This window comes from Rhizobium sp. P43, from assembly GCF_056730705.1.
The window spans coordinates 1,968,352-1,994,706 of the sequence record NZ_CM161539.1; the positions used below are offsets into that span (position 1 = coordinate 1,968,352).

Genomic DNA, 26,355 nt, shown 5'->3' on the forward strand with positions numbered 1-26,355 from the left:
CTACCCGAAAAACACATCTCCGGCGGCAACCGACATCATTCCGTCGGGGCCCCGGTCGAGCAACAAAATTCCCTTATCATCGATTCCGGAAAAGATACCGGAAATCGAGCGATCCGGCAGGTTCACGGTGATTTTCTCACCGATACCGCAGGCGACGAGGCGCCAGCGCCGGACGATCTCGGCAATGCCCCTGCCCTCATCCCACACGGCCAGCACCTCAGCCATCTCCGCGAAGAGATGGGCGAAGAGCTCCTGAGGGGAGATCGAGGCGCCCTGATCGGCGAGTGAGGTCACCGGGTAAAGCGCCAGATCCGGGCGGGCCTTGATGTTGATCCCGATTCCGATGGCCAGCGCCATGCGACCATCGGCCAGACGCTCCGCCTCGATCAGGATTCCGGAGGTCTTCTTGCGCCCGATCAGAACATCATTCGGCCACTTGATCTCGACCGGTTCTCCGCCGGCGGGAATGACCGTCTGAATGGCGGCATGAACTGCAACGGCCACGGCCAGCGGCAGTGACGCCAGCGTCTCGGCCGGTGCGGGATCAATCAAAAGAAGGGTTGAATAAAGATTGCCACGCTCCGAGACCCATTGGCGACCGCGTCGGCCGCGACCACCGGTCTGGCGTTCCGCCGTGACCCATAGAAAACCGGAATCGCCCGCGCGAGCGCGGGCGAAGGCTTCCGTATTGGTAGACGAAACATCGTCGAGGGCCTCGTGCCGGAAATCATCAAGCGAAATCCGGCGCGGTCTTCCGAAGCTGGTCAATTAAACAACGTCTTTGCAGCAGCCTCTGCAGCCGTACCCAGCGGGCCACCGAAGAGGACGTAACCGACCACGAAGAGACCGGAGAGACCGAAGACGAGGCGCAGCTCGACGGCGGTGCGGGCGAATTCGCCCTTGGCCTCGTCGAACCACATGACCTTGATGATGCGCAGGTAGTAGTAGGCGCCGATGACCGAGGCGAGCACACCGATGATCGCCAGCGCATAGAGCTTGGCTTCGATGGCCGCCACGAAGACGAAGTACTTGGCGAAGAAACCTGCCAACGGCGGGATGCCGGCGAGCGAGAACATCAGCGCAGTCAGCACGAAGGCCATGAAGGGGCGCGTCGTCGAGAGGCCGGCGAGATCGTCGATGTTCTCTACATTGCCGCCTTCCTTCTGGCGCATGGCCATGATGCAGGCGAAGGTGCCGAGCGTCATCACCAGATAGATCATCATGTAGAGCAAGACGCCGGCAACACCGGTGTCATTGCCGGCGGCGAGGCCGACCAGCGCATAGCCCATGTGACCGATGGAGGAATAGGCCATCAGTCGCTTGATGTTCTTCTGGCCGATTGCGGCGACCGAACCGAGAACCATCGAAGCAATCGCAATGAAGACGACGATCTGCTGCCACTCGGCGAAGATCGGCAGGAAGGCTTCGATGACGATACGGACGAAGATCGCCATGGCGCCGATCTTCGGGGCAGCGGCGAGGAAGGCGGTGACCGGAGTCGGTGCGCCTTCGTAAACATCCGGCGTCCACATGTGGAACGGCACGGCTGAGATCTTGAATGCCAGACCGGCCAGGACAAACACGAGGCCGAAGATCAGGCCGAGCGAGGGTTCGCCCTGCGAGAGAACGGCGGCGATTTCATCAAAGCCGGTGTTGCCGGTGAAGCCGTAGACCAGCGACATACCGTAAAGCAGCATGCCCGAGGACAGCGCGCCAAGCACGAAGTACTTGAGACCGGCTTCGGTGGAGCGCAGGCTGTCGCGGTTGATCGCAGCGACGACGTAAAGGGCCAGCGACTGCAGTTCGAGCGCCATGTAGAGCGTGATCAGGTCGTTGGCTGAGATCATCAGCATGACGCCGAGGGTCGCGAGCACGAGCAGAACCGGGAACTCGAACTTGTCGAGGTGGTCGTAGCGGGCGTGACCGACCGCCATGATCATTGCCGTGATTGAACCGATCAGGGCGAGGACCTTCATGAAGGTCGCATAGCCGTCGGCGAGGTAGGCGCCGTTGAAGGCCTCTCCTTCCGCACCGGAGAAGATGAGCCAGGCGCCCGAGAAGATCAGGAGTGCGATCGCAAGTCCGGTGACGACACTGTTCGACTTCTCGCCCGAAAACACGCCGATCATGAGCAGCACCATGGCGCCCACGGCCAGGATCAGTTCCGGCGTGACCAGGTGCAGGCTAGCAATGAGAGTTTCAACGGTCATGTCCAAAGGATCCTGTCGTCAGTTCGCAACCAGCGCCAGAGACTGGGCTGCTTGCAAGGCTGCGGAGTAGTTGTTCACCAGATTGTCGACGGAAGCGGCGGTCGCATCAAGAATGGGAGCCGGGTAGACGCCGAAGAAGATGGTGAGCACGATCAGCGGGTAAAGCACGAGCTTTTCGCGGGCGGTCAGGTCGAGCATGCTCTTCAGGCTCTCTTTTTCGAGCGCACCGAAAATGACCCGACGATAGAGCCAGAGCGCATAGCCAGCCGAAAGGATGACGCCGGTGGCGGCGAAGAGCGCGACCCAGGTGTTGACGCGGAACACGCCGACGAGGGTCAGGAATTCGCCGATGAAGCCCGAGGTGCCCGGCAGGCCGACATTGGCCATTGTGAAGACCATGAAGGCCAGCGCGTATTTCGGCATGTTGTTGACCAGGCCGCCATAGGCCGCGATCTCGCGGGTATGGAGACGATCATAGATCACGCCGACGCAGAGGAAGAGCGCGCCGGACACAAAGCCGTGGCTGATCATCTGGAAGATCGCCCCCTGCACGCCCTGCTGGTTGGCGGCAAAGATACCCATGGTCACGTAACCCATGTGGGCGACGGAGGAATAGGCGATCAGCTTCTTGATGTCTTCCTGCATCATCGCGACCAGCGAGGTGTAGATGATGGCAATCACCGACAGCGCGAAGACGAAAGGTGCGAAGAAGTCGGAAGCGAGCGGGAACATCGGCAGCGAGAAGCGCAGGAAGCCGTAGCCGCCAAGCTTCAGGAGGATGCCCGCCAGGATGACGGAGCCAGCGGTCGGTGCCTGCACGTGCGCGTCCGGCAGCCAGGTATGGACCGGCCACATCGGCATCTTCACCGCAAAGGAGGCAAAGAAGGCAAGCCAGAGCCAGGTCTGCATCTGCGGCGGGAAGTCATACTGCAGCAGCAGTGCGATATCCGTCGTGCCGGCTTCCCAATACATGGCCATGATGGCGAGCAGCATCAGCACCGAGCCGAGCAGCGTGTAGAGGAAGAACTTGTACGACGCGTAGACGCGGTCCTTGCCACCCCAGACGCCGATGATGATGAACATCGGGATGAGGCCGGCTTCGAAGAAGACGTAGAACAGGACGATGTCGAGCGACACGAAGACGCCGATCATCAGGGTCTCGAGCACCAGGAAGGCGATCATGTATTCCTTCAGGCGCTTCTCGACCGAGTTCCAGCTCGCAAGAATGCAGAAGGGCATGAGCAGCGTCGTCAGGATGACGAAGAGCATCGAGATGCCGTCGACGCCGACATGGTAGGAAATGCCGGTTCCGAGCCAGGCATGCTTCTCCACCATCTGGAAGCCGGTGTTCGAATTGTCGAAGTTGATCCAGATGAAGAGCGACACGACGAAGGTGAAGACCGTCGTCAGCAGCGACACGTTCAGGATGTTGCGGCGGCCAAGCGCCGTGTCACCACGGGTCAGCAGCAGCAGAGCCACGCCGACCAGAGGAAGGAAGGTGACCGTCGAGAGAATGGGCCAATCGGTCATCAGAGGGAGCTCCCGAGCATCATCCAGGTAACGAGGGCCGCAATGCCGATGAGCATCGCGAAGGCATAGTGGTAAAGGTAACCCGACTGCAGGCGGACGACCTTCTGGGTCAGACCGCTGACGGCCGAGGCAACGCCGTTCGGGCCATAGGCGTCGATTGTGGCAACGTCACCCTTCTTCCAGAGGAAGCGGCCAAGGGCCTTGGAAGAGCGCACGAACAGGAAGTCGTAGAGCTCGTCGAAGTACCACTTGTTGAGCAGGAACTGGTAGAGCATCCACTGCTGTTCGGCGAGCTTCTTCGGGGCCGACGGGTTCTTGATATACATGTACCAGGCGGTGACGAAGCCGATCGACATGGCGATGAACGGGCTCCACTTCACCCACTTCGGCACGTCATGGAACTCTTCCAGGACCGTGTTGGTCGGCAGCGTGAAGAGCGCTCCCTTCCAGAATTCGGCATAGTGATGACCGAAGAAGTAGTCGTGGAAGATGAAGCCGGCAAAGAGCGCGCCGAAACCGAGCAGGTAGAACGGGATCAGCATGACCTGCGGGCTTTCATGCACATGATGCATGACATCCGCCGATGCGCGGGGCTTGCCGAAGAAGGTCAGGAAGGCCAGACGCCAGGAGTAGAAGCTCGTGAACAGCGCCGCGATGACCAGCAGCGTGAAGGCGAAGCCACCGACAGCCGAATGCGAGGCAAAGGCAGACTCGATGATGTAGTCCTTCGAGAAGAAGCCGGCCGTTCCGATGACCGTTCCCGGGATACCAACACCGGTCAGCGCGATCGTACCGATCGTCATGGCCCAGAAGGTGACCGGGATATGCTTCCGGAGGCCACCCATGTAGCGCATGTCCTGCTCGCCATCGACGGCGTGGATGACCGAGCCGGCTCCAAGGAACAGGAGCGCCTTGAAGAAGGCGTGCGTGAAGAGGTGGAAGACGGCTGCGCCATAGGCGCCGACACCGAGTGCCACGAACATGTAGCCGAGCTGCGAGCAGGTGGAATAGGCGATGACGCGCTTGATGTCGTTCTGCACGAGGCCGACGGTCGCGGCGAAGAAGGCCGTGATCGCACCGACGATGGTCACGACCATCAAAGCATCCGGCGACAGTTCGAAGACCGGCGACATGCGGGCGACAAGGAAGACGCCGGCGGTGACCATGGTTGCGGCGTGAATGAGGGCCGAAACCGGGGTCGGGCCTTCCATGGCGTCCGGCAGCCAGGTGTGCAGCAGGAACTGCGCCGACTTGCCCATCGCGCCCATGAAGAGCAGCAGGCAGGCGCCGGTCAGCGCATGGCTGCGGTCGAGCTCGAGGCCGAAGAGGTTGAGAACCACTTCCGGCGCGGCGTTTGGATCGGTCGGGAGATAGGTCTGGGCCGAGGCAAAGATCGTCTCGAAGTTGATCGAGCCGAACATCACGAAGATGGCACCGATGCCGAGGATGAAGCCGAAGTCACCGACACGGTTGACGATGAAGGCCTTCATGGCGGCGGCCGAGGCGGACGGCTTCTTGTACCAGAAACCGATCAGGAGATAGGACGCGAGACCCACGCCTTCCCAGCCGAAGAACATCTGCAGCAGGTTGTCCGACGTGATGAGCATGAGCATCGCGAAGGTGAAGAGCGACAGATAGGCGAAGAAGCGCGGCCGATGCGGATCATGATGCATGTAGCCGATCGAGTAGAGGTGCACGAGGCACGACACCGAGTTGACGACCACGAACATGACCGCCGTCAGCGTGTCGACGCGGAATGCCCATTCAACATCAATGCCGCCGGACTGGATCCAGCGCAGCACCGGAACCTTGATGACCTCATGGGCCTCGTGGCTCATCGCGACGTTGAAGAACACGACCCACGACAGGACCGCCACGATGATCATCAGGCCGGTGGTGATGTATTCCGATGCCTTGGCGCCGATCTGGCGGCCGAAAAGGCCGGCGATCAGGAAGCCGATCAGGGGGAGAAAGACGATAGCCTTGTAGATCATGACCCGATCAGCCCTTCATCATGTTGACGTCTTCGACGGCGATGGAGCCGCGATTACGGTAGAACACCACCAGGATCGCGAGACCGATGGCCGCTTCTGCGGCGGCGACCGTCAGGATAAACAGCGCGAAGATCTGGCCGACCAGATCGCCGAGGAAGGTCGAGAAAGCGACCATGTTGATGTTGACCGCGAGCAGGATCAGTTCGACCGACATCAGGATGACGATCACGTTCTTGCGGTTCAGGAAGATACCGAAGACCCCGAGGGTGAAGAGGATGGCACTGACCGTGAGGTAGTGGGAAAGACCGATTTCCATTTTTCTGTTCCTTGACCTCGTACTCGGCTCAGACGCCCTGGCCCGGCTTGACCTTGACCACCTTGACGGCCGTCTCGGGCGTGCGTGCGACCTGGGCAGAGATGTCCTGGCGCTTGATATTGGTGCGGTGGCGCAGCGTCAGCACGATCGCGCCGATCATGGCGACGAACAGGACAAGGCCCGCGATCTGGAAGAAGAAGACGTAGTCCGTGTAGAGCACGTCGCCGATCGCCTGGGTGTTCTGCCGCTCGGAAATCGCCGGGATCGGCTGGGTGATCGCGTTCATTGCCTCGGGGCTGATTGCGGTGCCACCGATCACGACCACGAGTTCGACGGCGACGATCAGACCGATCAGCGCACCGATGGGCGCGTATTTCGCAGCCCCTGCGCGAAGCTCGGTGAAGTCGATGTCGAGCATCATGACGACGAAGAGGAAGAGAACCGCCACCGCGCCGACATAGACGACCAGCAGGATCATCGCCAGGAACTCAGCGCCCGTGAGGAGCAGCAAGCCGGCAGCGTTGATGAAGGTCAGAATGAGGAACAGGACCGAATGGACCGGGTTCCGAGCCGATATCACCATGAAGGCCGAAGCCACCGCGACAAAGGCGAAGAGATAGAAAAAGAGAGCCTGAAGACCCATGTTGGTGCCTTTTCATCTTCCCCCGGACGAGGGCCCTGCCCCGCCGCCCGATTAGGCGTGACCGATATCCCCATCGGCACGCCCGTTACAAATTTCATCATGTGCCCCGGCGAAGCCCCGCGCTCCGCCTTGGGCGATTGCCCCCGAAGGGATCAACGGTAGGGAGCGTCCAACGCTATGTTGCGCGCGATTTCACGTTCCCAGCGGTCGCCGTTGTCAAGCAGGCGTGCCTTGTCGAAATAGAGTTCCTCGCGGGTCTCGGTGGCGAACTCGAAGTTCGGACCTTCGACGATCGCGTCGACCGGGCAGGCTTCCTGGCAGAAACCACAATAGATGCACTTCACCATGTCGATGTCATAACGCACCGTGCGGCGGGTACCGTCATTGCGGCGCGGCCCGGCCTCGATGGTGATGGCCTGGGCAGGACAGATCGCCTCGCAGAGCTTGCAGGCGATGCAGCGCTCTTCGCCGTTCGGATAGCGGCGCAGCGCATGTTCGCCCCGGAAGCGCGGCGAAACCGGGCCCTTTTCGAACGGGTAGTTGATCGTCGCCTTCTGCTTAAAGAAGTAGCGCATCGACAGGAAGAATGCGCCGACGAACTCCTTCAGGAAGAGCGAATTGATAGCCTGGGTGAGCGAAGCCATCTTGTTCTCCTAATCAGCCGAGTGTCCGGGCGGGCGTCATCACGCCCAACCCATCAGCTTGAGCACGAATGCAGTAATGACGACCATGGCGAGCGAGATCGGAAGGAAGACCTTCCATCCGAGACGCATCAGCTGGTCATAGCGGTAGCGCGGAACGAATGCCTTCACCATGGCGAACATGAAGAAGACCATGGTTGCCTTCAGCACGAACCAGATGATGCCAGGGACCCAGTTCAGGAACCAGACGTCGACCGGCGGCAGCCAGCCCCCGAGGAACAGGATCGTGGTCAGCGAGCACATCAGGACGATGGCGGCATATTCGCCGAGCATGAACATCATGTACGGGGTCGAGCCGTATTCCACCATGAAGCCGGCGACGAGTTCCGATTCAGCTTCCGGAAGGTCGAAGGGCGGACGGTTGGTTTCTGCCAATGCCGAGATGAAGAAGATCACGAACATCGGGAAGAGCGCCAGCCAGTGCCAGTCGAGGAAGGAGGCCGGAAGACCCATCATCGTGCCAAGACCGGTGTTCTGGGCCAGAACGATGTCGGTGAGGTTCAGCGAGCCGACGCAAAGCAGGACGGTGACGATGACGAAGCCCATGGACACTTCGTAGGACACCATCTGCGCCGCCGAGCGGAGCGCGCCGAGGAACGGATACTTCGAGTTCGACGCCCAGCCACCCATGATGATGCCGTAGACTTCGAGCGAGGAGACCGCGAAGACGAAGAGGATGCCGACATTGATGTTGGCGATCACCCAGCCGGCATTGACCGGAATGACGGCCCAGGTCGCGAGCGCAAGCGTCACGGCGACGAGCGGGGCCAGCAGGAAGACGCCCTTGTTGGCGCCGGCCGGAATGATCGGCTCCTTGAAGACGAACTTCAGAAGGTCGGCGAAGGACTGGAAGAGACCCCAGGGGCCGACAACGTTCGGGCCACGACGCAGCTGGACGGCGGCCCAGATCTTGCGGTCAGCGAGAAGGATGTAGGCGATGAACACCAGAAGGCAGGCGAGCAGCAGCAGGGACTGCCCGACGATGATGGCGCCCGGCCACACATAGGTGGAAACGAAATTATCCATGGTCCCCTGCCCTTACTCTGCCGCAGCCTTGAAGTTGTTGCGGGCCAATGCCGAGCACTCGGCCATGACGGCCGAAGCACGCGCGATCGGGTTCGTCAAATAGAAGTCTTTGACCGGCGACGCAAACAGAGACTTGCCCATCTTCCCGGGTTTTTTCGCCAGTGCAGCAATATCGGCCGAAGAGCCGGCTGCGATCTCGTCGATCTCGGCGAAATGCGGGTAGGCTTCATAGAGCTTGGCACGCAGCTGCGACAGCGAATCAAACGGCAGCTTCTTGCCGAGCACGTCGGAAAGGGCTCGCAGGATCGCCCAGTCTTCGCGGGCCTCGCCCGGCGCGAAGCCGGCGCGGTTGCCCATCTGGACGCGGCCTTCGGTGTTGACCCAGGTGCCCGACTTCTCGGTGTAGGTCGCGCCCGGCAGGATGACGTCGGCATGGTGCGCGCCGTTGTCGCCATGGCTGCCGATATAGACGACGCACTTGGCGGTCTTGGCGGAGAAGTCGAGTTCGTCAGCGCCGAGCAGGAAGACGACGTCGAGCGAGGAGAGCATCTGAGCGGCAGCGACTGCCCCTTCGCCCGGCACGAAGCCGAGGTCGAGCGCGCCGACGCGGGCGGCTGCGGTGTGCAGAACACTGAAGCCGTTCCACTCGTCCGTGAGGGCGCCGACATCGGCTGCGAGCTTGGCGGCATTTGCGAGAACCGCCTTGCCTTCGGCACCGATCAGAGCGCCCTGGCCGATGATGATCAGCGGGTTCTTGGCGGCCTTCAGCGTTTCGGCGAAGCTGTTCTTGCCGGAAACGAGGTCGGACAGGGTCTCGGTACCAGCACCAAGATATTCGTAAGGATAGCGCAGTTCGCCACCTTCACCGATCACGCCGATCGGCAGGCCGCCACGGCGCCAGCGCTTGCGAATGCGGGCGTTGAGAACGGCTGCTTCGTAGCGCGGGTTGGCGCCGACGATGAGGATTGCGTCTGCGGCTTCAATGCCTTCGATGCCGGCGTTGAAGAGGTAGGTCGAGCGACCGAGCGACGGATCGAGTGCCGTCCCATCCTGGCGACAGTCGGTATTCGCAGACCCGAGTGCGTTGACAAGCGACTTCAGAGCAAAGACTTCTTCGACCGAAGCGAGGTCACCGGCGACGGCACCGATCTTGTCGGCAGAGGTCGAGGCGACCGCCGACTTGATGGCTGCGAAGGCTTCCGCCCAGCTGGCCGGCTGCAGGCGGCCGTCCTTCTTGACGTAGGGGCGATCGAGACGCTGGGTCTTGAGGCCATCCCAGACGAAGCGGCTCTTGTCGGAGATCCACTCTTCGTTGATCTGCTCGTTGACGCGCGGCATGATGCGCATGACTTCGCGACCGCGGGTGTCGACGCGGATTGCCGAGCCGAGGGCGTCCATCACGTCGACCGATTCGGTCTTGTTCAGTTCCCAAGGACGGGCGGTGAAGGCGAAGGGCTTGGAGGTCAGTGCGCCGACCGGGCAGAGGTCGACGACGTTGCCCTGGAGCTCCGACGTCATCGCCTGCTCAAGATAGGTGGTGATCTCGGCATCTTCGCCACGACCGATCAGGCCGAGCTCGGCGATACCGGCGACTTCGGTGGTGAAGCGGACGCAACGCGTGCAGTGAATGCAGCGGTTCATCACGGTCTTGACCAGCGGGCCGATATACTTGTCTTCGACGGCGCGCTTGTTCTCGGTGTAGCGCGACGAGTCGATACCAAACGCCATGGCCTGGTCCTGCAGATCGCATTCGCCGCCCTGGTCGCAGATCGGGCAATCCAGCGGGTGGTTGATCAGCAGGAATTCCATCACGCCTTCGCGGGCCTTCTTGACCATCGGCGTGTTGGTGAAGACTTCCGGCAGTTCGCCGTTGGGGCCGCCACGAATGTCGCGGACGCCCATGGCGCAGGAGGCTGCCGGCTTCGGCGGGCCACCCTTCACCTCGACAAGGCACATGCGGCAATTGCCGGCGACCGACAGCCGCTCATGGAAACAAAACCGCGGAACCTCGGCGCCCGCTTCCTCACACGCCTGCAACAGCGTGAAATGATCCGGAACCTCGACCTCTTTGCCGTCGATCTTCAGCTTAGCCATATTCGCCTTCCTGCCTCACGCTTCCGCGCATCCTGCCGTGGCATTCCTGCCGCGACTGACAGCCCTCGTCCGCACCGGATGAAGGCTGCCGGTTTTATCCTTCAAGCCCGGCGCATCGCCCCCGCGCGGCCGGACCATAGTCTCACTTTCCTGACCGAGCCTTGCCGCCCACCAAACTGCGCGCCTGGCCTGCCCAGTCGTCTCGCAGCACGCGGCCGTCGAGACCCAATTCCGTGTCCAGCGCGTTCAGCGCCGTCTCGTCCATCTCAGCCAGATCCTTGAAGCGGGTGATCCCCCTGCCCTTCAGAACCTGTTCGACCTTCGGCCCGATGCCATCGATCCTCTTCAGATCATCGGCCTTGCCGCCTGCCTTCTTCGGCTTCGGTGCCGGAGCGGCGACCTCGACCTTGGGTTCAAGCTTCGCCTTCACCTTCGGGGCCACTGCCGGCTTTTCCACCGCCTTGGCCTTCGGTACCGGCTTCGGCTTTTCAGCCTTGGCGACCACCGGCTTTGCCGGGGTTGCAGCCTTCGCCTTCGGCGCAGCCTGCTTTTCCGACTTGACCTTCGCCGGGGCCGGCGCGGGTTCAACCTTCACGACCGGCGCCTTGACCTCCGGTTCGGCTGCCGGCTTGGCCTCCGCCGCCTTGCGCTCCTCTTCCAGCTGTCGGGCGATCTGGCCGGTCACTTCCATGGCGCCCTGGATGGAGCCGAGGAAGAGCTTGCTCATCTGCGCCGCCATGCCGAAGCCGAAAGCGGTGGCGGCGGCCAGGGCGGCCGCCGGGTTGGTCATCAGGTCATCGAGGCCTTCTGGACCGCGAGCGTCGGATGCCGGTTCGTCCGGCCCCTTCTTCCCGCCCTTGTCCGAAGAGCCTGTCATCCCCGTCGTCCCTTATTCTGCCGCTTCCATGACCACCCCATGGGCGATCGCGTTGCGGGTGTACTGGTCGATGCGCTTTTCCATCTCCGGACGGAAATGCTTGATCAGGCCCTGGATCGGCCATGCGGCCGCATCACCCAGCGCACAGATCGTGTGGCCTTCGACCTGCTTCGTCACCTGGAAGAGCATGTCGATTTCACGCTTCTGGGCATTGCCCTTCACCATGCGCTCCATGACGCGCATCATCCAGCCGGTGCCTTCGCGGCACGGCGTGCACTGGCCGCAGCTCTCGTGCTTGTAGAAGGCCGAGAGGCGCCAGATCGCCTTCACGATGTCGGTCGACTTGTCCATGACGATGACGGCGGCGGTGCCGAGGCCGGAGCCCAGCTCGCGCAGACCGTCATAGTCCATGATCGCGTCCTTCATCTGGGCGCCCGGCACGCAAGGTACCGAGGAACCACCCGGGATGACGGCGAGCAGGTTGTCCCAGCCGCCGCGGATGCCGCCACAGTGCTTCTCGATCAGCTCCTGGAAGGTGATCGACATGGCTTCTTCGACCGTGCACGGCTTATTGACGTGGCCGGAGATCGAAAACAGCTTGGTGCCGGCGTTGTTCGGGCGGCCAAAGCTTGCATACCAGGACGCACCGCGACGCAGGATGGTCGGAGCAACAGCGATCGATTCGACGTTGTTGACGGTCGTCGGGCAGCCGTAGAGACCCATATTGGCCGGGAATGGCGGCTTCAGGCGCGGCTGGCCCTTCTTGCCCTCAAGGCTTTCGAGCAGTGCGGTTTCTTCACCGCAGATATAGGCGCCGGCGCCGTGATGCACGACGATGTCGATGTCGTAGCCGAGCTTGTTGTTCTTGCCGAGCAGACCGTAATCGTAGCACTCGTCGATCGCGGCCTGCAGGGCTTCGCGCTCGCGCATGAACTCGCCGCGGACATAGATGAAGGCATGATGCGCGCCCATGGCGAAGGAGGCGATGACGCAGCCTTCGATCAGGGTGTGCGGATCATGGCGCATGATCTCGCGGTCCTTGCAGGTGCCGGGTTCCGACTCATCCGCATTGACGACGAGGTAGTGCGGACGGCCATCCGATTCCTTCGGCATGAAGGACCACTTGAGACCGGTGGGGAAGCCTGCGCCGCCGCGACCGCGAAGGCCGGAGGCCTTCATCTCGTTGATGATCCAGTCCCGGCCCTTTTCGAGGATTTGCTTGGTGCCGTCCCAGTGGCCACGGCTCATGGCGCCCTTCAGGGACTTGTCCTTGAGGCCGTAGATATTGGTAAAGATGCGATCCTGATCTCTCAACATAACCTAACCTCTCAGCGCGGCTTCTTGCCGAAGACCTTGATGTATTCCGCTTCGCCACCCTTGGCGAGCGCCTTGGCCTGCTTGACCCAGTCGTCCCGCTCGATGCGGCCGGAGAACTTGAGATAGGTGTCGACCCACTCGCGTTCTGCCTTCTTCCACTTGGCGATCTGATCGAACTTGTAGATGCCAAGTCCATTCAGCGTCGCTTCAATCTTCGGACCAACGCCGGAGATCATCTTCAGATCGTCAGGCGTTTCCGGGCGTTCGATGCCCGCCGGACGGTTCTTTTCGTCCATGACGGGAGCCGGCGCCGCAGCCTTTTCAACCGGGCGTGCCGTATCGGCGGTGTCGCCCTTCTGCTTTACGTTTTCGGCAGCCGCCTTCTTGGCAGTGGCCGGGGTCTTCAGCGACTTGTCCGTTTCCGGCGCATCCGTCACCGGCTTTGCAGCGTTTGCCGGGGGCACGGAAGCCTCGGCGGCCTTTGCCGGCGCCGGTGCATCACTGAAGCGGATCGGCTGGATGTCGTCGGTGAGCGTCGTCGGGCCACCGACCGGTGCCGAATAGATGCGATCGATCTGCGGACCCGGCTTGATATCGGAGCCCTTGCCCGAGGCGAAACGATCGATGATGTGCTCAAGCTGGATCGGCGACAGGTCTTCATAGCTGTCCTTGAAGATCATCACCATCGGCGCGTTGACGCAGGCGCCCTGACACTCGACCTCTTCCCAGGAGAGCGTGCCGTCCGCATTGCGCTCGAAGGGCTCCGGATGGATCTTCGACTTGCAGACATGGATCAGATCTTCGGCGCCGCGCAGCATGCAGGGCGTCGTACCGCAGACCTGGATATGGGCGCGGGTGCCGACCGGCTTCAGCTGGAACTGGGTGTAGAAGGTCGCGACTTCCAGGACGCGGATATAGGGCATGTCGAGCTTTTCAGCGACATACTCGATCGCAGCCTTGGTGACCCAGCCTTCCTGCTCCTGCGCCCGCATCAGAAGCGGGATCACAGCCGATTGCTGGCGGCCCGCCGGATATTTGCGGATGGTGGCCTCAGCCCAGGCGGCATTTTCCGCATTGAAGGAAAAGCCTGCCGGCTGGAATTGCTCTTCGGCTAGTCGACGAACGGACATACTTCCTCACGCCTTGTCTCAGTTTATGGAACCACACCGCGTATTCGTCACATTGGCGAATTCGCAGGCATAGGCCGAATTGTCTTTTTGAAGGAATACGAAGAGCTTCGAGCCGGTCCAGCTGGAGCTCTTGATCTCGTATCCATCCTGGATCAGTTGAGCCATGGACACCGTTGTCCTCGACGATACAGTGCTTTCTTCCTGGGCCACCGCCTGGGTGGCTCCGAGACAGATCAGCGCTGCGGCGAGGGCTCTCAGCATCAACGGTCAACTTCTCCAAACACGATGTCGAGCGAGCCGAGGATCGCCGAGACGTCGGCCAGCTGGTGGCCGCGGCACAGGAAATCCATGGCCTGCAGATGCGCATAACCCGGGGCGCGGATCTTGCAGCGGTACGGCTTGTTGGTGCCGTCGGACACGAGGAAGACGCCGAACTCGCCCTTGGGGGCTTCGACAGCGGCGTAAACCTCGCCGGCCGGCACGTGATAGCCTTCGGTGTAAAGCTTGAAGTGGTGGATCAGGCCTTCCATCGAACGCTTCATCTCGCCGCGCTTCGGCGGAACGACCTTGCCGTCCAGCGACGACACCGGACCGGTCTTGGCATCGCCCAGCAGGCGGTTGACGCACTGCTTCATGATCTTCACCGACTCGCGCATTTCGAACATGCGGATCAGGTAACGGTCGTAGCAGTCACCGTTCTTGCCGACCATGATGTCGAAGTCGAGATCGGCATAGCACTCGTAAGGCTGCGACTTGCGCAGGTCCCAGGCAGCGCCCGAGCCACGGACCATGACGCCGGAGAAGCCCCAGGCCCAGCAATCATCCAAGCTGACAACGCCGATATCGACGTTACGCTGCTTGAAGATGCGGTTGCCGGTGAGCAGATCGTCGATGTCGTCGAGCTTTTCCGGGAACTGGTCACACCACTTGCCGATATCCTCGACCAACTGGTGTGGCAGATCCTGGTGGATGCCACCTGGACGGAAATAGGCGGCGTGCATGCGCGCACCGCAGGCGCGCTCGTAGAACACCATAAGCTTTTCGCGCTCTTCGAAGCCCCAGAGCGGCGGCGTCAGCGCGCCGACGTCCATGGCCTGCGTCGTGACGTTGAGGAGATGCGAGAGTATACGGCCGATTTCCGAGTAGAGAACGCGGATTAGCTGCCCACGGATCGGGATCTGGATGTCAAGGAGCTTCTCGACGGCCAGCGAATAGGCATGCTCCTGGTTCATAGGCGCGACATAGTCGAGGCGATCGAAATAGGGCAGCGCCTGCAGATAGGTCTTCGTCTCGATCAGCTTCTCGGTGCCGCGATGCAGCAGGCCGATATGCGGATCGACGCGCTCGACGATTTCACCGTCAAGCTCGAGCACAAGGCGAAGAACGCCGTGTGCCGCCGGGTGCTGCGGGCCGAAGTTGATGTTGAAGTTGCGAACATTATGCTCGGTCATGGTACCTGCCCTTCCGCTCACTTGGCCGCTTTTTCATCGCCAGGCAGCACGTAGTCCGTGCCTTCCCAAGGCGAGAGGAAGTCGAAATTGCGGAATTCCTGCTTCAGTTCGACAGGCTCGTAGACGACGCGCTTGGCCGAGTCGTCATAGCGAACCTCGACGAAGCCTGTCGTCGGGAAGTCCTTGCGCAGCGGATGGCCCTCGAAACCGTAGTCGGTGAGGATGCGGCGCAGGTCCGGGTGATCGGTGAACAGGATGCCGTACATGTCCCAGGCTTCGCGCTCGAACCAGTCGGCGCCGGGAAAAACCTGGCAGGCCGACGGAACCGGCTTGAACTCGCCGGTCGCGACCTTGATGCGGATGCGCAGGTTCTGACGCGGCGACAGCAGGTGGTAGACCACGTCGAAGCGGTCTTCGCGCTTCGGATAGTCTACCCCGCAGATGTCGATCAGGTTGACGAAGCCGCACTGGACGTCGTCACGCAGGAAGGTCAGGAGCGGGATCAGGTTTTCCGACTTCGCCGTCAGGGTCAGTTCGCCGAAGCGGATCTCGCTCGAGGCGATCAACGCACCGCGCACCTCTGCGAGGTAGGAAGCGAGCTCGTTCAGGGCTTCACTCATGTTTTCAGTCCCTTCGCCTTACCGCTCGATCGTGCCCGTGCGCCGGATCTTCTTCTGCAGGAGCATCACGCCATACAGCAGAGCTTCTGCCGTGGGGGGACAGCCCGGCACGTAGATATCGACCGGCACGACGCGATCGCAGCCGCGCACGACGGAATAGGAATAATGGTAGTAGCCGCCGCCATTGGCACAGGAGCCCATCGAGATGACGTAACGCGGTTCCGGCATCTGGTCATAGACCTTGCGGAGTGCGGGCGCCATCTTGTTGGTCAGCGTGCCGGCGACGATCATGACGTCAGACTGGCGCGGACTGGCGCGCGGCGCAAAGCCGAAGCGCTCGGCGTCGTAACGCGGCATGGAGAGCTGCATCATTTCGACTGCGCAGCAGGCCAGACCGAAGGTCATCCACATCAGCGAGCCGGTACGGGCCCAGTTGATCAGCTCGTCGGTCGAGGTGACCAGAAAGCCCTTGTCGGCGAGCTCGTTGTTGATCTCGCCGAAGAAGGCGTCGTCGCTGCCGATTGGCTTGCCGGTGTTGGGATCGATGATGCCCTTTGCCTGTGGTGCCACCAGCGTGGTGTTGGACTGGATCACTCCCATTCGAGCGCCCCCTTCTTCCATTCATAGATAAAGCCGACGGTGAGAACACCGAGGAAAACCATCATCGACCAGAAGCCGAACCAGCCGATCTCGCCGAAAGAGACTGCCCAGGGGAACAGGAAGGCGACTTCGAGGTCGAAGATGATGAACAGGATCGACACCAGATAAAAGCGGATGTCGAACTTCATGCGCGCATCATCGAAGGCGTTGAAGCCGCACTCGTAGGCCGACAGCTTCTCCGAATCGGGCGCCTTGTAGGCCACGGCAAACGGCGCCACCAGGAGCGCGATACCGATGATCAAGGATATGCCGATAAAGATGGCGATCGGAAGGTAAGAACTGAGCAGATCAGTCATCATATCACCCTGCTTGTCTCGCATGCCATGAGGCATCTAGGGCGGAGGCGACAAGCCGTAAAGAGAGTTGCAACGCGCCGTGGTTAGCGCAGGCAGCCACCCAGCGCAAGTCCAACCAAAGCCTTTTCACCCGATACCGGACAGCACCTTACCAGCGGGTAAAATGCCTGTCTCGCGCAATCGCGCGTGCAGTGCAAAAAGACACAGCAATCACGACCGCAGACGCGGCGCGGGAATTCGTTTGATGAGGATGAGAAAAGAAGAAGTGGCGCGAGTGACGGGGCTCGAACCCGCGACCTCCGGCGTGACAGGCCGGCACTCTAACCGACTGAGCTACACCCGCGCATTTCATGGGGAAACCCCATGTCTTCGCTGCCTGAGCAGCATGCCCTGAGAAAGCCTGGAATGGCGCGAGTGACGGGGCTCGAACCCGCGACCTCCGGCGTGACAGGCCGGCACTCTAACCGACTGAGCTACACCCGCGCATTTCCAAATCGGGGCTCAAGGCGACCCCCGTCGAGCGGCTTGCCGTTCGATGAGCGGCTCTCTACGGGGTTCATCCGGAGGTGTCAAGCAGCATCTAAGACAAAACCGTGACCGTCCGATTTTTTCCCACACCCCTCCGCTGACCCCTTCCGGCACGTCTTGCTCGCGACAACGCGCCGCAGCCGGAAAACAAGGAAACTGTTGGCTTTTCCACATGGCGAAGAACCGCTCATGACAAAAAAACAAAAAATCTGCACAAACGCTCTTGCAGATTTTCCGCGATCCGCATAGATCACGGCCACCGACGCGGCGGACATGATCCGCAAGGCGCACGGGCGATTAGCTCAGTTGGTAGAGCGCTTCGTTTACACCGAAGATGTCGGGAGTTCGAGTCTCTCATCGCCCACCATTCATTCTCAAAATTTGACGTAACACGCGGCGGCCTCATGGCTGAAGCGGTAGCTTTTGTGTTTTCGCCTCTGGCTCAACGTCAAACGGGCGGAGCCTTTCGGATCCGCCCGTCTTTGTGTTTCGGGTTAACCAACGCTTCGTCGGCCTCGCTTCGCCCTTATACCAAGTCTCGATGATAGGAACCTATAGGATGGCTTATGGCAGGTCGCTGGCTAGGCGCGGTGCGCCGGGCGATGCTGTCGCATCGACCAAGCGGCGTAACAACGCCAGAGGCCTGCCATAAGCCACCTTCGGTCGGCTTCTCGTCCCTTCTGGCGTCGTCGAGTTCCTCGACCGATGCGCAAGCATCGTCCTTCGGACCTCTCCTCGCCAGAAGGGACGATCGAGCCGATCCTATGGGTTCATATCATCGAGATTTGGTATTACTCCTGCGCGAGCACGATCACCATGTCCTTGTCGGTATAGGCCAGCATTTCCGAACGGTTCGGATTGACGGTGACGCCGCCGAGATTGCGTTCGTCTGCCTCCCCTGCCCGCTGGCGCCGGTGGCCGATGGCGATTTCTCCCCGGCGGAGCGCCGAGAGTGCGACGGTGAAGAAGTTCACAGGCTTGGAGATGTCGACGTAGTCGCTCACCGGACGCATGTAGATCTCCGAGCCCTCGACATCCAGCAACTCGTCGAAGATGGCTGCCATGAACTCGTTTTCGGAGGCCTGGGCGAGCATCAAGCTGACCAGCTTGTTGCTGACGACGAAATCGTCGGCCCGTGTCACCTCGGCAAGCTCGCGATTGCGGACATCGGTCATCTCGCTCACAACATTGATGTGGATTCCCGCGCTTTCGGCAATCTTGCGCAGATGAAGCAGCGTGATCAGCGTGCGCGTGTCGGCCGACTGCATCGACATATGGTCGCTGTAACCCAGAACGAGAACGTGGTCATAGGAGGGAATATTGAGCGCCTCCAGCGCCGACCGGCTGCTCGTGTCGATGACGGAATGGGACACGGCCATATTGTCGTTCGGCAGCGAAAGTGCCGCGATATCGGCCTCGAATTCCGGCGTATTGGCGGCAACTGTCAGGACTGATCCAGGGGCGACGTAGCGACCGAGTTCCGTGGCTATGATCGGACCACGACGGTTCCAGCCAAGGATCAGGGTGCGCTCGGCCTTCACAGGCTGCGGTGCGGGCTGAAGGATAGCGTTCTGGGCAATCTGCGGAGCGCCGGTCCAGGTCTGGATGGAGGCGTCGTCCTCGGCGATGATGACCAGACGCTCGCCGGGCGCGATGACGCGATTCGGCGACGGGTTGAGGTGGATCTGCCCCTCCGCATCGCAGATGCCGATCAGCGTGCTCGTCTCGTAGGACATGACGGCCGCGCCGAAGGGTTTGCCCTCGAGTGCCGGCTGGGGAAGCGTGTAGATCTCGCAGCCGTCGAAATCGAGGAGCTCGGTGTAGACAGCCGAAAGACCAGACTGGCGGCTGGTATGGACCACGATCCGGGAGATCAGGTCATCAGCCAGAACCAGCTGCAGTTCCTTGCCACCGACGATACGTGCGACTTCGGTGTTTTGAGCGTCGCGAATCTCGGCCGCAATCATGTAGGGCTCGGGACGGCGCTGCGGGTCGTTGACCAGGGCGAGAACCGACTTGATGACCTGCGAATCCGGGTCCTCGCCCTCGGGCGAGAGGACGATGATCGAGCGGGAGGTATGCGGGTTGACGATCGCCAGGTCGAAGAGATCGGTCGGGTCGCCGCTGCGGCAGATGATCTTGGTGTTCTTCAGATCGCCCACCTTGTCGGCAATCTCCTCTTCCATCTCGACCTTGTCCCTGTTCGCCATGATGACGATTCGCGGACGGTGGCGGCTCTGATTGGCGATTACGAGTTCGGAAATGACGTCGAAGATCGAGGTCGACCAGTTGAGGATGATCGTGTGGTCGCTTTCGAGCACGCGGGAGCGGCCCTTGCGCAACTCGTCGAGCTTGTTTTCCAGGCCCGAGCTGATGACACCGATCAAGGCAGAGAAGACGAAGATACCGGCGAGCGTCACCACCAGCGCCACCAGACGGAAGCCCCAGCCCTGGTCGCCGCCCATGGTGCCGGCATCAAAGGTGCGCATCAGGGATTCCCAGGTGCCTTCGATGAAACTCACGGGCTCGCCACCCTCAGGCGCGATGCCGGTGACGGCGAGGAAGGCGCCGGCCAGCGTGATGACCACCAGGGAGATGAGAGCGAGCCAGCCGATGAGCGCGATCGCGCCCCCGGCCATGCTCTTGTCGAACTCATAGCGCAACCGCGCGCGCCAGCCTGCACTTGTCTTATTCGTCATATTTTGAACCATTGATGACTTCGGAAGCCCCTGAATTCGCAGGAGGTTCACTAAGAATCAATGGGAATGACGGCTTACGCGCCGATCGACCCTGAAAAAGTCACGCCCGCGTGAGCAAAACGTCAATTGACGTGATCTGAGGCCCCATTCGATGAAAAGGGCCCGCAACCTTTCGGCTGCGGGCCCTTCATGCAAGAGGCGTTTTTGACCGTTACTTGCCGCCGATCGGCCGGGTCTGAGCAGCCTGTTCGACCATGGCCGTCACCTCAGCACGGCGGGCGCCCTGAAGCGGCACGCGCGGCATGCGGACGCGCTCGGAGCCGCGGCCCATGATCTGCTCGGCGAGCTTGATCGACTGGACGAGGTCGTGTTCGGCATCGAGATGCAGAAGCGGCATGAACCAGCGGTAGATGCGGCGGGCTTCCATCCAGTCGCCACGGTCGGCGGCAGCCACCAGGGCCACCGATTCAGCCGGGAAGGCGCTGGTAAGGCCGGAGACCCAGCCCTTGGCGCCGAGCATCAGGCCTTCGAGCGCCACGTCGTCGAGGCCGGCGAAGATGTCGTAGCGTTCCCCGAAGGCGTTGATCAGATCGGTGAAGCGGCGCGGATCGGGCGCGCTTTCCTTAACCGCCTTGATGTTCTTCACACCGTCGAGCGCTTCCAGCACTTCCGCGCCGATGTTGACGCGGTAGGCGGGCGGGTTGTTGTAGAGCATGATCGGCAAGCCGGTTGCTTCGGCCACCGTCTTGAAGTGCGCAACCAGTTCATGGGGTTTGGGCACATAGACCATGGCCGGGAGAACCATCAGGCCATCGGCGCCGATCTTTTCGGCATCACGGGCGTAAGCGGCGGCGCGGCGGGTGTCGAATTCCGACACGCCTGTCACGACCGGCACGCGGCCATTCACCACCTCGACGGCGGCCTTCAGGATGGTGCGCTTTTCTTCCGGGTCGAGCGAATTGTTCTCGCCGCAGGTGCCCATGACGATCAGGCCGTGGACGCCGTCATTGACGAGGGCGTCGAGCACGCGCTGGGTGGCGTCGATGTCGACCGAGAGATCTTCATGGAATTGAGTCGTTGCGGCGGGGAAAACGCCGTGCCAGCCGGTGGTCATGGGAAGCTCCTATTTATGAGGTGAGCTTACAGTATACAGTTTGTCGACAAACGCAAGGGGCATATGTAAGCGCGCTCTGATCGAGCCGTCCCGGTCAGGGATCGGGCAGTTCGGCAGCGGCCTTGATGTTGCGGGCGACGTAGTCCTGGATCTGGCGGACGATCTGGTCGGCATGGGCGACCGACAGCCTGTCGGCCTCTTCCACATCCCCTGCCCGGATCGCCTCGATGATCTTCTCGTGCTCCTCGACATAGCGACGGGGCAGTCGATCATCGAAGGTGGAATAGTAGAGCCTTAGGATGCGGCGACCCTCGTCGAGCAGGCGGGCGAAGAAGGCGGTGTAATAGGGATTGCCCGCCCTTTCGGCGATCGCGACATGAAATTCTCTGTTCGCCTCGATCATGGCGAAGGCGTCCTGCGCCTCCACGGCGCGGGAAAAGGCTTGCTGGTGCCTTGTGATCTCCGCCATCCAGGCATCGCCGGCACGCTGGGCGGCACCGCGGGTCGTGACGCGATACATGAGGCAAAGCGCTTCGAAATAGGTGGGCAGGCCGGAGAAATCGATGACCGCGACGATGGTGTTGCGGTTCGGCAGGCTGGTGACCAGACCCTCCGACGTCAAACGCAACAGCGCCTCGCGAATCGGGGTGCGGGACATGCCGAAATGTTCGGAAAGGCGCGTCTCATCCAGCGGGCTGCCGGGGGCGCGCTCCATGGTCAGGATCTCGTGGCGCAGCGCCTTGTAGACCGATTCGGTGCCGGAGCCCCGAGCGCGCTGCCCCTCGCCTTTCGAGTTCTCAGTCTCGGCGCCCGTTCCGTCGTCCATGCCCATGCGTCTTCCTGCGTGCAGCTCTCGTCTCACCTGCAGCACAGCGGCGAACGGCGGGCAAAGTCAAGGGCGGCGATGGGCGACGGTCTCGCTCACGCCCCGGGCCGAGACGATCAGGCGAGCTGCCCCTGCGGCGCCTCGTCGTTCCACAGAAGCGGGTTCCAGGCCAGTTCCGGTGGCACCGCATGCAGGAGCGTGCGGGCGGGATAGGCCGAGCGGGGACGCTTGCCGAGGGGTACCAGTGAGAAGCCGTGGCGCGTCATCTCGTCCTCGTCGAAGACGTTGCGCAGATCGACGACCACGGGGGTCTTCATGGCCTGCCGAAGCCTTGGCAGATCGAGCGAGCGGAACTGGTCCCATTCGGTCACTAGAACGATGGCATCGGCGCCCTCGGCCGCTTCATAGGCATTGAGGCGATATTTCACCGCGCCCAGCACCGATCGAGCGGCATCCATGCCGGCGGGGTCATAGACACGGACATCGGCGCCACCATCGAGAAGAGTGCGGACGATGGCAATCGAGGGCGCTTCCCGCATGTCGTCTGTATTGGGTTTGAAGGTCAGGCCAAGCACGCCGATCTTCTTGCCGAGCACGCTGCCGTCGCAGGCATTGATCACCCTGCGGCCCATGGCGCGCTTCCGGGCCTCGTTGATGGCGACGGTGGTTTCGACCAGTTTCAGAGGGCGGTCGTAGTCCTGGGCTGTCTTGACGAGGGCGAGCGTGTCCTTGGGGAAACACGAGCCGCCGAATCCTGGGCCGGCCTGGAGGAACTTGTCGCCAATGCGGCGATCCATGCCCATGCCCCTGGCCACCTTCTGCACGTCGGCGCCGAGCTCCTCGCACAGGTCCGCCATCTCGTTGATGAAGGTGATCTTCATCGCCAGAAAGGCGTTGGAGGCGTATTTGATAAGCTCGGCGGTGCGACGCTCACAGAAATAGAGAGGCGTCTCCTTCAGGTCGAGCGCTTCGTAGATGTCGCGCATCACATCGGTGGAGCGCTCGTCATCGGAACCGACCACGATCCGGTCCGGGCGGCGGAAATCGGCAATCGCGGCCCCTTCCCTTAAGAATTCGGGATTGGAGACGACCGTCAGGTCCTTTTGCGGGAATTCTTCGCGGAAGATGCGCTCGATCTCGTCGCCCGTGCCGACGGGGACCGTCGACTTCGTGACCACGACGGTGAAGCCGCTGGCGGCAGCGGCGATTTCGCGGGCTGCGGCATAGACATGGCTGAGGTCGGCGTGACCATCCACGAGGCGGGAGGGTGTTCCCACCGCGATGAAGACCGCATCGGCCGCCGCGACGGGCCCCGCGAGATTGCCCGAGAAGCGCAGGCGACCGGCGGCGCGGTTCTCGGCGATGATCATCTCCAGGCCGGGCTCGTAAATCGGCACCTGGCCGGCCTCGAGCGCGTGGATCTTGTCGAGGTTCTTGTCGACGCAGACGACGTCGTGGCCAAGCGCTGAGAGGCAGGCTCCGGACACAAGCCCCACATATCCCGAACCGATCATGACAATGCGCATCCGTGACCCTTCCCGCAGAGAATCGCGCTTGAACTCAACGGCGTCACATTTGCTGAAACACACGACGTCCCGATGACAGGCACGATGGTGCATGCATTTAGACGTGGACCGATCGAGGACGAATCGGCACTTTTTCAGGCTGTCAGGCTCTCGCGCAGCCTGCGATGCTCTGCCTCGTCGAGCGAGAAATTCCACATGAGGGCAATGGCCGCGAGCTTGGGCAGGATGGGCAGGAAGGCGTAGAGCGCGGTGAGTGCCGTCAGTGCCTCAGGGGTCTGGGTGGCCGTCTGGTCGCCGACAAAGCCGGCGAGACCGAGCAGAGGGAAGACGACACCGGCGGACAGTGCCACGGCAAGCTTGGTGATGAAGCTCCAGGCGGCGAAGTAGAGGCCGGAGCGCTGTTCACCTGAGGAGACGGTGTCGTTGTCGATGACATCGGCCTGGATGGCAGGCGGAAGGGTGAGATCGAAGCCGAGCAGCAGGCCGGTGACGATGCAGACGATCGTGAAGGCGAAGACATCGCCCTCGCCGAGAAAACCGGCGACCGAGAATACCGCGCAGGCGAGAATCATGGCGAAGCACCAGGCGCGGTGCTTGCCGAGGCGTTTGGCGGTAGCGACCGCGAGTGGCACGCCGGCGATGGCGCAGAGGAAATAGGTGAAGAGCAGCGGCCCCTGCATGGCGGGCGCGTCCAATCGCTGGCCGACGAAATAGATGAAGAGCGAGGCGGGGATAGCGTTGGCAAAGCTGTTGAGCAGGAAGGCGGAGGCAAGCCGCAGGAAGGGACCATTTGCCTTCAGATGCTGGAAGCCCTCGCGCAAAGAGAGCTTTCTCTGGGACAGATCCGTCGGCTCCGGCACCGCCCAGACGGCCAGCAGCCCCGCCAGAGGAAGTGCGACGGCGATGAAGACGGCAATCCAGGCCAGGCCGTGGAATCCGACGGCCGTGTCCAGCCCGCCGACGAACGGCAACGTGATGGCGATCAGCGAGCCAATCAGAGTCGCACCTTCCCGCCAGGCCGAAAGCTTCACCCGCGCCTGGTAGCCGGTCGCCAGTTCGGCACCCCAGGCGGTGTAGGGCAGAAGCGACCATGTGGCGCCGATCGAGAGCGTTACGCCCCAGAAGGCGAGGTAGCCGACGCCCGCGTCCTGTGGCGGCCAGAAGAGCATGAAGGCGGCGAGTGCCGTCAGCGGCGTCGAGATGAGGAAAAAGAAGCGACGGCGGCCGTAGCGCGACCGGACACGGTCGGACAGCCAGCCGAACAGCGGGTCGGTGATCGCATCGATCAGGCGGATGCCGAGCAGGAGCGTGCCAATCGTCGCCAAGGACAGAGCGAAATGATCGGCATAGAAGGACGGCACCACGATGTAGAAGGGCAGCGCGATGGCCGCGAGCGGGATCGCCGGGAGCGCATAGAAGGCAAGGCGCGACGATGGCGGGGCCTGGTCTGTCATGGAGATCCGATCACTGAACTGTCTGAAGAGGTCTACGGTTTGGCGGCGCTTCCGGTTTTGCCGGTCCGGCGGCAGCGCTCCGAGCAGTAGATCACATTCTCCCAGTCCCGCTCCCATTTCTTGCGCCAGGCGAAGGGTTTGCGGCAGACGGGACAGGTCTTCTGGGGCAGATCGCCCTTGCGGATCATTTTGGGCATGCGAGGTTCTCGGCTGATTTCACCTCCCATTTCGCATCGACCGGGACAGTGGATCACTTGAAGCGATCAGAGCGGTTGAAGCTTGCCACCCCCTGCCCCACTTGCTAGCTCGAAACCGCAATCACGGGAGAGACATCACGATGCGAGAACATTCCTTCGGCCGGACGGAATTCACCGTCAGCGATATCGGCTTCGGCGCCTGGCAGATCGGCGGATCCTGGGGCGAGGTTTCCGAGGCAGACGGTAGGGCAGCGCTCAATACGGCCCTCGATGCCGGCATGACCTTCATCGATACCGCTGACGTCTATGGCGACGGTCGGTCGGAAAAGATCATTGCCGAGGTGCTGAAGGCGCGCGGCGGCAAGCGACCGATGGTGGCGTCCAAGGCCGGTCGCAGGCTCAACCCGCATGTGGCGGATGGTTACACCAAGGCGAATATCGAGGCTTTCATCGACCGCTCACTGAAGAACCTCGAAATCGACAGCCTCGATCTTGTGCAGCTGCACTGCCCGCCGACCGAGGTCTACTACCGCCAGGAGATGTTCGAGGGGCTGGAAGAAATCCGCAAGGCCGGGAAGATCAAGCACTACGGCGTGTCGGTCGAAAAGGTCGAGGAAGCGCTGAAGGCGATCGAATATCCGGGTGTCGTCTCGGTGCAGATCATCTTCAACATGTTCCGCCAGCGCCCGGCTGGCCTCTTCTTCCAGGAAGCCAAGCGCCGCAACGTCGCCGTCATCGCGCGTGTACCTCTGGCAAGCGGACTGTTGTCCGGCAAGATCACGGCGGCGACGCAGTTTGCGGCCGAAGATCATCGCAACTTCAACCGCAATGGCGAAGCCTTCGATGTCGGCGAGACCTTTGCCGGCGTTCCCTTCGAGACGGGTCTTGCGGCTGTCGAAGAAGTGCGCAAGCTGGTGCCGGAAGGTGCCTCCATGGCGCAGTTCGCACTCCGCTGGATCCTGATGCATGAGGCCGTCACGGTCGTTATCCCGGGCGCCCGCAATGGCGAGCAGGCGAAGGCCAATGCTGCGGCGTCTGATCTGGAAGCACTTTCCTCGGATGTCATGGAGGCATCGCGGGAGGTCTACGAGCGGCTGATCGCGCCGCATGTGCACCATCGCTGGTAAACGCGTCGAATCCACTGAT

Annotated in this window: 24 protein-coding genes and 3 tRNA genes; 2 read left to right on the top strand and 25 right to left on the bottom strand. The window is 61.8% G+C overall.

Annotated elements, in window-relative coordinates:
• The 19 genes from AC1PUL_RS09860 to AC1PUL_RS09950 form a co-directional block, all read right to left on the bottom strand.
• Entirely contained in the window at positions 1–768 is a 768-nt protein-coding gene (locus tag AC1PUL_RS09860) for a biotin--[acetyl-CoA-carboxylase] ligase (RefSeq protein WP_480468145.1), read from the bottom strand.
• Complete coding sequence (gene nuoN, locus AC1PUL_RS09865; protein ID WP_480468146.1) at positions 765–2,210, bottom strand: NADH-quinone oxidoreductase subunit NuoN; 1,446 nt, start codon at positions 2,208–2,210, stop codon at positions 765–767. Before nuoN ends, AC1PUL_RS09860 begins: the two co-directional genes overlap by 4 nt.
• Positions 2,211–2,228: 18 nt before the next feature.
• On the bottom strand, positions 2,229–3,740 hold the full coding sequence (locus AC1PUL_RS09870) for an NADH-quinone oxidoreductase subunit M (protein ID WP_480468147.1): 1,512 nt from the start codon (positions 3,738–3,740) through the stop codon (positions 2,229–2,231).
• Positions 3,740–5,734: an NADH-quinone oxidoreductase subunit L gene (gene nuoL, locus AC1PUL_RS09875; RefSeq protein WP_480468148.1), complete on the bottom strand. Its 1,995-nt coding sequence runs from the start codon at positions 5,732–5,734 to the stop codon at positions 3,740–3,742. Before nuoL ends, AC1PUL_RS09870 begins: the two co-directional genes overlap by 1 nt.
• Positions 5,735–5,741: 7 nt before the next feature.
• Complete coding sequence (gene nuoK, locus AC1PUL_RS09880) at positions 5,742–6,050, bottom strand: NADH-quinone oxidoreductase subunit NuoK (RefSeq protein WP_480468150.1); 309 nt, start codon at positions 6,048–6,050, stop codon at positions 5,742–5,744.
• Positions 6,051–6,078: 28 nt separating this feature from the next.
• Positions 6,079–6,693 (bottom strand): NADH-quinone oxidoreductase subunit J, encoded by a 615-nt coding sequence (locus tag AC1PUL_RS09885; protein ID WP_480468151.1) that lies wholly within the window; start codon positions 6,691–6,693, stop codon positions 6,079–6,081.
• Between the two features lie 152 nt (positions 6,694–6,845).
• On the bottom strand, positions 6,846–7,337 hold the full coding sequence (gene nuoI, locus AC1PUL_RS09890) for an NADH-quinone oxidoreductase subunit NuoI (RefSeq protein WP_298462429.1): 492 nt from the start codon (positions 7,335–7,337) through the stop codon (positions 6,846–6,848).
• Positions 7,338–7,376: 39 nt separating this feature from the next.
• Positions 7,377–8,420: an NADH-quinone oxidoreductase subunit NuoH gene (nuoH, locus tag AC1PUL_RS09895; protein ID WP_480468153.1), complete on the bottom strand. Its 1,044-nt coding sequence runs from the start codon at positions 8,418–8,420 to the stop codon at positions 7,377–7,379.
• Between the two features lie 12 nt (positions 8,421–8,432).
• Positions 8,433–10,514 (bottom strand): NADH-quinone oxidoreductase subunit NuoG, encoded by a 2,082-nt coding sequence (gene nuoG / locus AC1PUL_RS09900; protein ID WP_480468154.1) that lies wholly within the window; start codon positions 10,512–10,514, stop codon positions 8,433–8,435.
• Between the two features lie 142 nt (positions 10,515–10,656).
• Entirely contained in the window at positions 10,657–11,391 is a 735-nt protein-coding gene (locus AC1PUL_RS09905) for a 5' DNA nuclease (protein ID WP_480468155.1), read from the bottom strand.
• Positions 11,392–11,403: 12 nt separating this feature from the next.
• Positions 11,404–12,708 (bottom strand): NADH-quinone oxidoreductase subunit NuoF, encoded by a 1,305-nt coding sequence (nuoF, locus tag AC1PUL_RS09910; RefSeq protein WP_298462419.1) that lies wholly within the window; start codon positions 12,706–12,708, stop codon positions 11,404–11,406.
• An 11-nt stretch (positions 12,709–12,719) separates the two neighbouring features.
• On the bottom strand, positions 12,720–13,838 hold the full coding sequence (locus AC1PUL_RS09915) for an NADH-quinone oxidoreductase subunit E (RefSeq protein WP_480468157.1): 1,119 nt from the start codon (positions 13,836–13,838) through the stop codon (positions 12,720–12,722).
• 18 nt (positions 13,839–13,856) lie between these two features.
• A complete protein-coding gene (locus tag AC1PUL_RS09920; RefSeq protein ID WP_298462413.1) occupies positions 13,857–14,099 on the bottom strand; it encodes a hypothetical protein in 243 nt (80 codons plus the stop codon).
• On the bottom strand, positions 14,099–15,289 hold the full coding sequence (locus AC1PUL_RS09925; RefSeq protein WP_480468160.1) for an NADH-quinone oxidoreductase subunit D: 1,191 nt from the start codon (positions 15,287–15,289) through the stop codon (positions 14,099–14,101). Before AC1PUL_RS09925 ends, AC1PUL_RS09920 begins: the two co-directional genes overlap by 1 nt.
• Positions 15,290–15,306: 17 nt before the next feature.
• Positions 15,307–15,909, bottom strand: a complete 603-nt coding sequence (locus AC1PUL_RS09930) for an NADH-quinone oxidoreductase subunit C (RefSeq protein ID WP_298462408.1) — start codon at positions 15,907–15,909, stop codon at positions 15,307–15,309.
• Positions 15,910–15,927: 18 nt separating this feature from the next.
• Positions 15,928–16,509, bottom strand: a complete 582-nt coding sequence (locus AC1PUL_RS09935) for a NuoB/complex I 20 kDa subunit family protein (protein ID WP_113459393.1) — start codon at positions 16,507–16,509, stop codon at positions 15,928–15,930.
• The gene (locus AC1PUL_RS09940; protein ID WP_069043838.1) at positions 16,500–16,865 is read right to left on the bottom strand and encodes an NADH-quinone oxidoreductase subunit A; all 366 of its coding nucleotides are present in this window, start codon (positions 16,863–16,865) and stop codon (positions 16,500–16,502) included. Before AC1PUL_RS09940 ends, AC1PUL_RS09935 begins: the two co-directional genes overlap by 10 nt.
• A gap of 266 nt (positions 16,866–17,131) precedes the next feature.
• Positions 17,132–17,208, bottom strand: a tRNA-Asp gene (locus AC1PUL_RS09945).
• 63 nt (positions 17,209–17,271) lie between these two features.
• Positions 17,272–17,348: transfer RNA gene (locus tag AC1PUL_RS09950), tRNA-Asp, on the bottom strand.
• Positions 17,349–17,684: 336 nt separating this feature from the next.
• Here AC1PUL_RS09950 and AC1PUL_RS09955 point away from each other — a divergent pair.
• Positions 17,685–17,760 (top strand) — tRNA-Val (locus tag AC1PUL_RS09955).
• A 424-nt stretch (positions 17,761–18,184) separates the two neighbouring features.
• Here the strand turns inward: AC1PUL_RS09955 and AC1PUL_RS09960 are convergent.
• The 6 genes from AC1PUL_RS09960 to AC1PUL_RS09985 all read right to left on the bottom strand — a co-directional run bounded on the left by AC1PUL_RS09960 (position 18,185) and on the right by AC1PUL_RS09985 (position 25,209).
• Positions 18,185–20,092 carry a CASTOR/POLLUX-related putative ion channel gene (locus AC1PUL_RS09960; RefSeq protein ID WP_480468161.1) on the bottom strand — a complete coding sequence of 636 codons (1,908 nt, stop codon included), beginning with the start codon at positions 20,090–20,092 and terminating at the stop codon, positions 18,185–18,187.
• A gap of 211 nt (positions 20,093–20,303) precedes the next feature.
• The gene (locus AC1PUL_RS09965; protein ID WP_480468162.1) at positions 20,304–21,206 is read right to left on the bottom strand and encodes a dihydrodipicolinate synthase family protein; all 903 of its coding nucleotides are present in this window, start codon (positions 21,204–21,206) and stop codon (positions 20,304–20,306) included.
• 94 nt (positions 21,207–21,300) lie between these two features.
• Entirely contained in the window at positions 21,301–22,032 is a 732-nt protein-coding gene (locus AC1PUL_RS09970; protein ID WP_480468551.1) for a GntR family transcriptional regulator, read from the bottom strand.
• Positions 22,033–22,148: 116 nt separating this feature from the next.
• The gene (locus tag AC1PUL_RS09975; protein ID WP_480468164.1) at positions 22,149–23,558 is read right to left on the bottom strand and encodes a UDP-glucose dehydrogenase family protein; all 1,410 of its coding nucleotides are present in this window, start codon (positions 23,556–23,558) and stop codon (positions 22,149–22,151) included.
• Positions 23,559–23,692: 134 nt separating this feature from the next.
• Positions 23,693–25,012, bottom strand: a complete 1,320-nt coding sequence (locus AC1PUL_RS09980; RefSeq protein WP_480468165.1) for an MFS transporter — start codon at positions 25,010–25,012, stop codon at positions 23,693–23,695.
• 32 nt (positions 25,013–25,044) lie between these two features.
• Positions 25,045–25,209 carry a DUF2256 domain-containing protein gene (locus tag AC1PUL_RS09985; protein ID WP_166602110.1) on the bottom strand — a complete coding sequence of 55 codons (165 nt, stop codon included), beginning with the start codon at positions 25,207–25,209 and terminating at the stop codon, positions 25,045–25,047.
• A 140-nt stretch (positions 25,210–25,349) separates the two neighbouring features.
• On the opposite strand from AC1PUL_RS09985, the gene AC1PUL_RS09990 reads away from it, so the two are divergent.
• Entirely contained in the window at positions 25,350–26,336 is a 987-nt protein-coding gene (locus AC1PUL_RS09990; protein WP_480468168.1) for an aldo/keto reductase, read from the top strand.
• The last annotated feature ends 19 nt before the right edge of the window (positions 26,337–26,355 follow it).

Coding starts and splice junctions, on each gene's coding strand:
- AC1PUL_RS09990 (WP_480468168.1), top strand. CDS start 25,350: ATGCGAGAACATTCCTTCGGCCGGACGGAATTCACCGTCAGCGATATC.
- nuoG (WP_480468154.1), bottom strand. CDS start 10,514: ATGGCTAAGCTGAAGATCGACGGCAAAGAGGTCGAGGTTCCGGATCAT.
- AC1PUL_RS09985 (WP_166602110.1), bottom strand. CDS start 25,209: ATGCCCAAAATGATCCGCAAGGGCGATCTGCCCCAGAAGACCTGTCCC.
- nuoI (WP_298462429.1), bottom strand. CDS start 7,337: ATGGCTTCGCTCACCCAGGCTATCAATTCGCTCTTCCTGAAGGAGTTC.
- AC1PUL_RS09885 (WP_480468151.1), bottom strand. CDS start 6,693: ATGGGTCTTCAGGCTCTCTTTTTCTATCTCTTCGCCTTTGTCGCGGTG.
- nuoN (WP_480468146.1), bottom strand. CDS start 2,210: ATGACCGTTGAAACTCTCATTGCTAGCCTGCACCTGGTCACGCCGGAA.
- nuoH (WP_480468153.1), bottom strand. CDS start 8,420: ATGGATAATTTCGTTTCCACCTATGTGTGGCCGGGCGCCATCATCGTC.
- AC1PUL_RS09980 (WP_480468165.1), bottom strand. CDS start 25,012: ATGACAGACCAGGCCCCGCCATCGTCGCGCCTTGCCTTCTATGCGCTC.
- AC1PUL_RS09975 (WP_480468164.1), bottom strand. CDS start 23,558: ATGCGCATTGTCATGATCGGTTCGGGATATGTGGGGCTTGTGTCCGGA.
- AC1PUL_RS09915 (WP_480468157.1), bottom strand. CDS start 13,838: ATGTCCGTTCGTCGACTAGCCGAAGAGCAATTCCAGCCGGCAGGCTTT.
- AC1PUL_RS09930 (WP_298462408.1), bottom strand. CDS start 15,909: ATGAGTGAAGCCCTGAACGAGCTCGCTTCCTACCTCGCAGAGGTGCGC.
- AC1PUL_RS09935 (WP_113459393.1), bottom strand. CDS start 16,509: ATGGGAGTGATCCAGTCCAACACCACGCTGGTGGCACCACAGGCAAAG.
- AC1PUL_RS09920 (WP_298462413.1), bottom strand. CDS start 14,099: ATGCTGAGAGCCCTCGCCGCAGCGCTGATCTGTCTCGGAGCCACCCAG.
- nuoK (WP_480468150.1), bottom strand. CDS start 6,050: ATGGAAATCGGTCTTTCCCACTACCTCACGGTCAGTGCCATCCTCTTC.
- AC1PUL_RS09965 (WP_480468162.1), bottom strand. CDS start 21,206: ATGACCACCGGCTGGCACGGCGTTTTCCCCGCCGCAACGACTCAATTC.
- AC1PUL_RS09940 (WP_069043838.1), bottom strand. CDS start 16,865: ATGACTGATCTGCTCAGTTCTTACCTTCCGATCGCCATCTTTATCGGC.
- AC1PUL_RS09925 (WP_480468160.1), bottom strand. CDS start 15,289: ATGACCGAGCATAATGTTCGCAACTTCAACATCAACTTCGGCCCGCAG.
- AC1PUL_RS09870 (WP_480468147.1), bottom strand. CDS start 3,740: ATGACCGATTGGCCCATTCTCTCGACGGTCACCTTCCTTCCTCTGGTC.
- nuoL (WP_480468148.1), bottom strand. CDS start 5,734: ATGATCTACAAGGCTATCGTCTTTCTCCCCCTGATCGGCTTCCTGATC.
- AC1PUL_RS09905 (WP_480468155.1), bottom strand. CDS start 11,391: ATGACAGGCTCTTCGGACAAGGGCGGGAAGAAGGGGCCGGACGAACCG.
- AC1PUL_RS09960 (WP_480468161.1), bottom strand. CDS start 20,092: ATGACGAATAAGACAAGTGCAGGCTGGCGCGCGCGGTTGCGCTATGAG.
- AC1PUL_RS09970 (WP_480468551.1), bottom strand. CDS start 22,032: ATGGACGACGGAACGGGCGCCGAGACTGAGAACTCGAAAGGCGAGGGG.
- nuoF (WP_298462419.1), bottom strand. CDS start 12,708: ATGTTGAGAGATCAGGATCGCATCTTTACCAATATCTACGGCCTCAAG.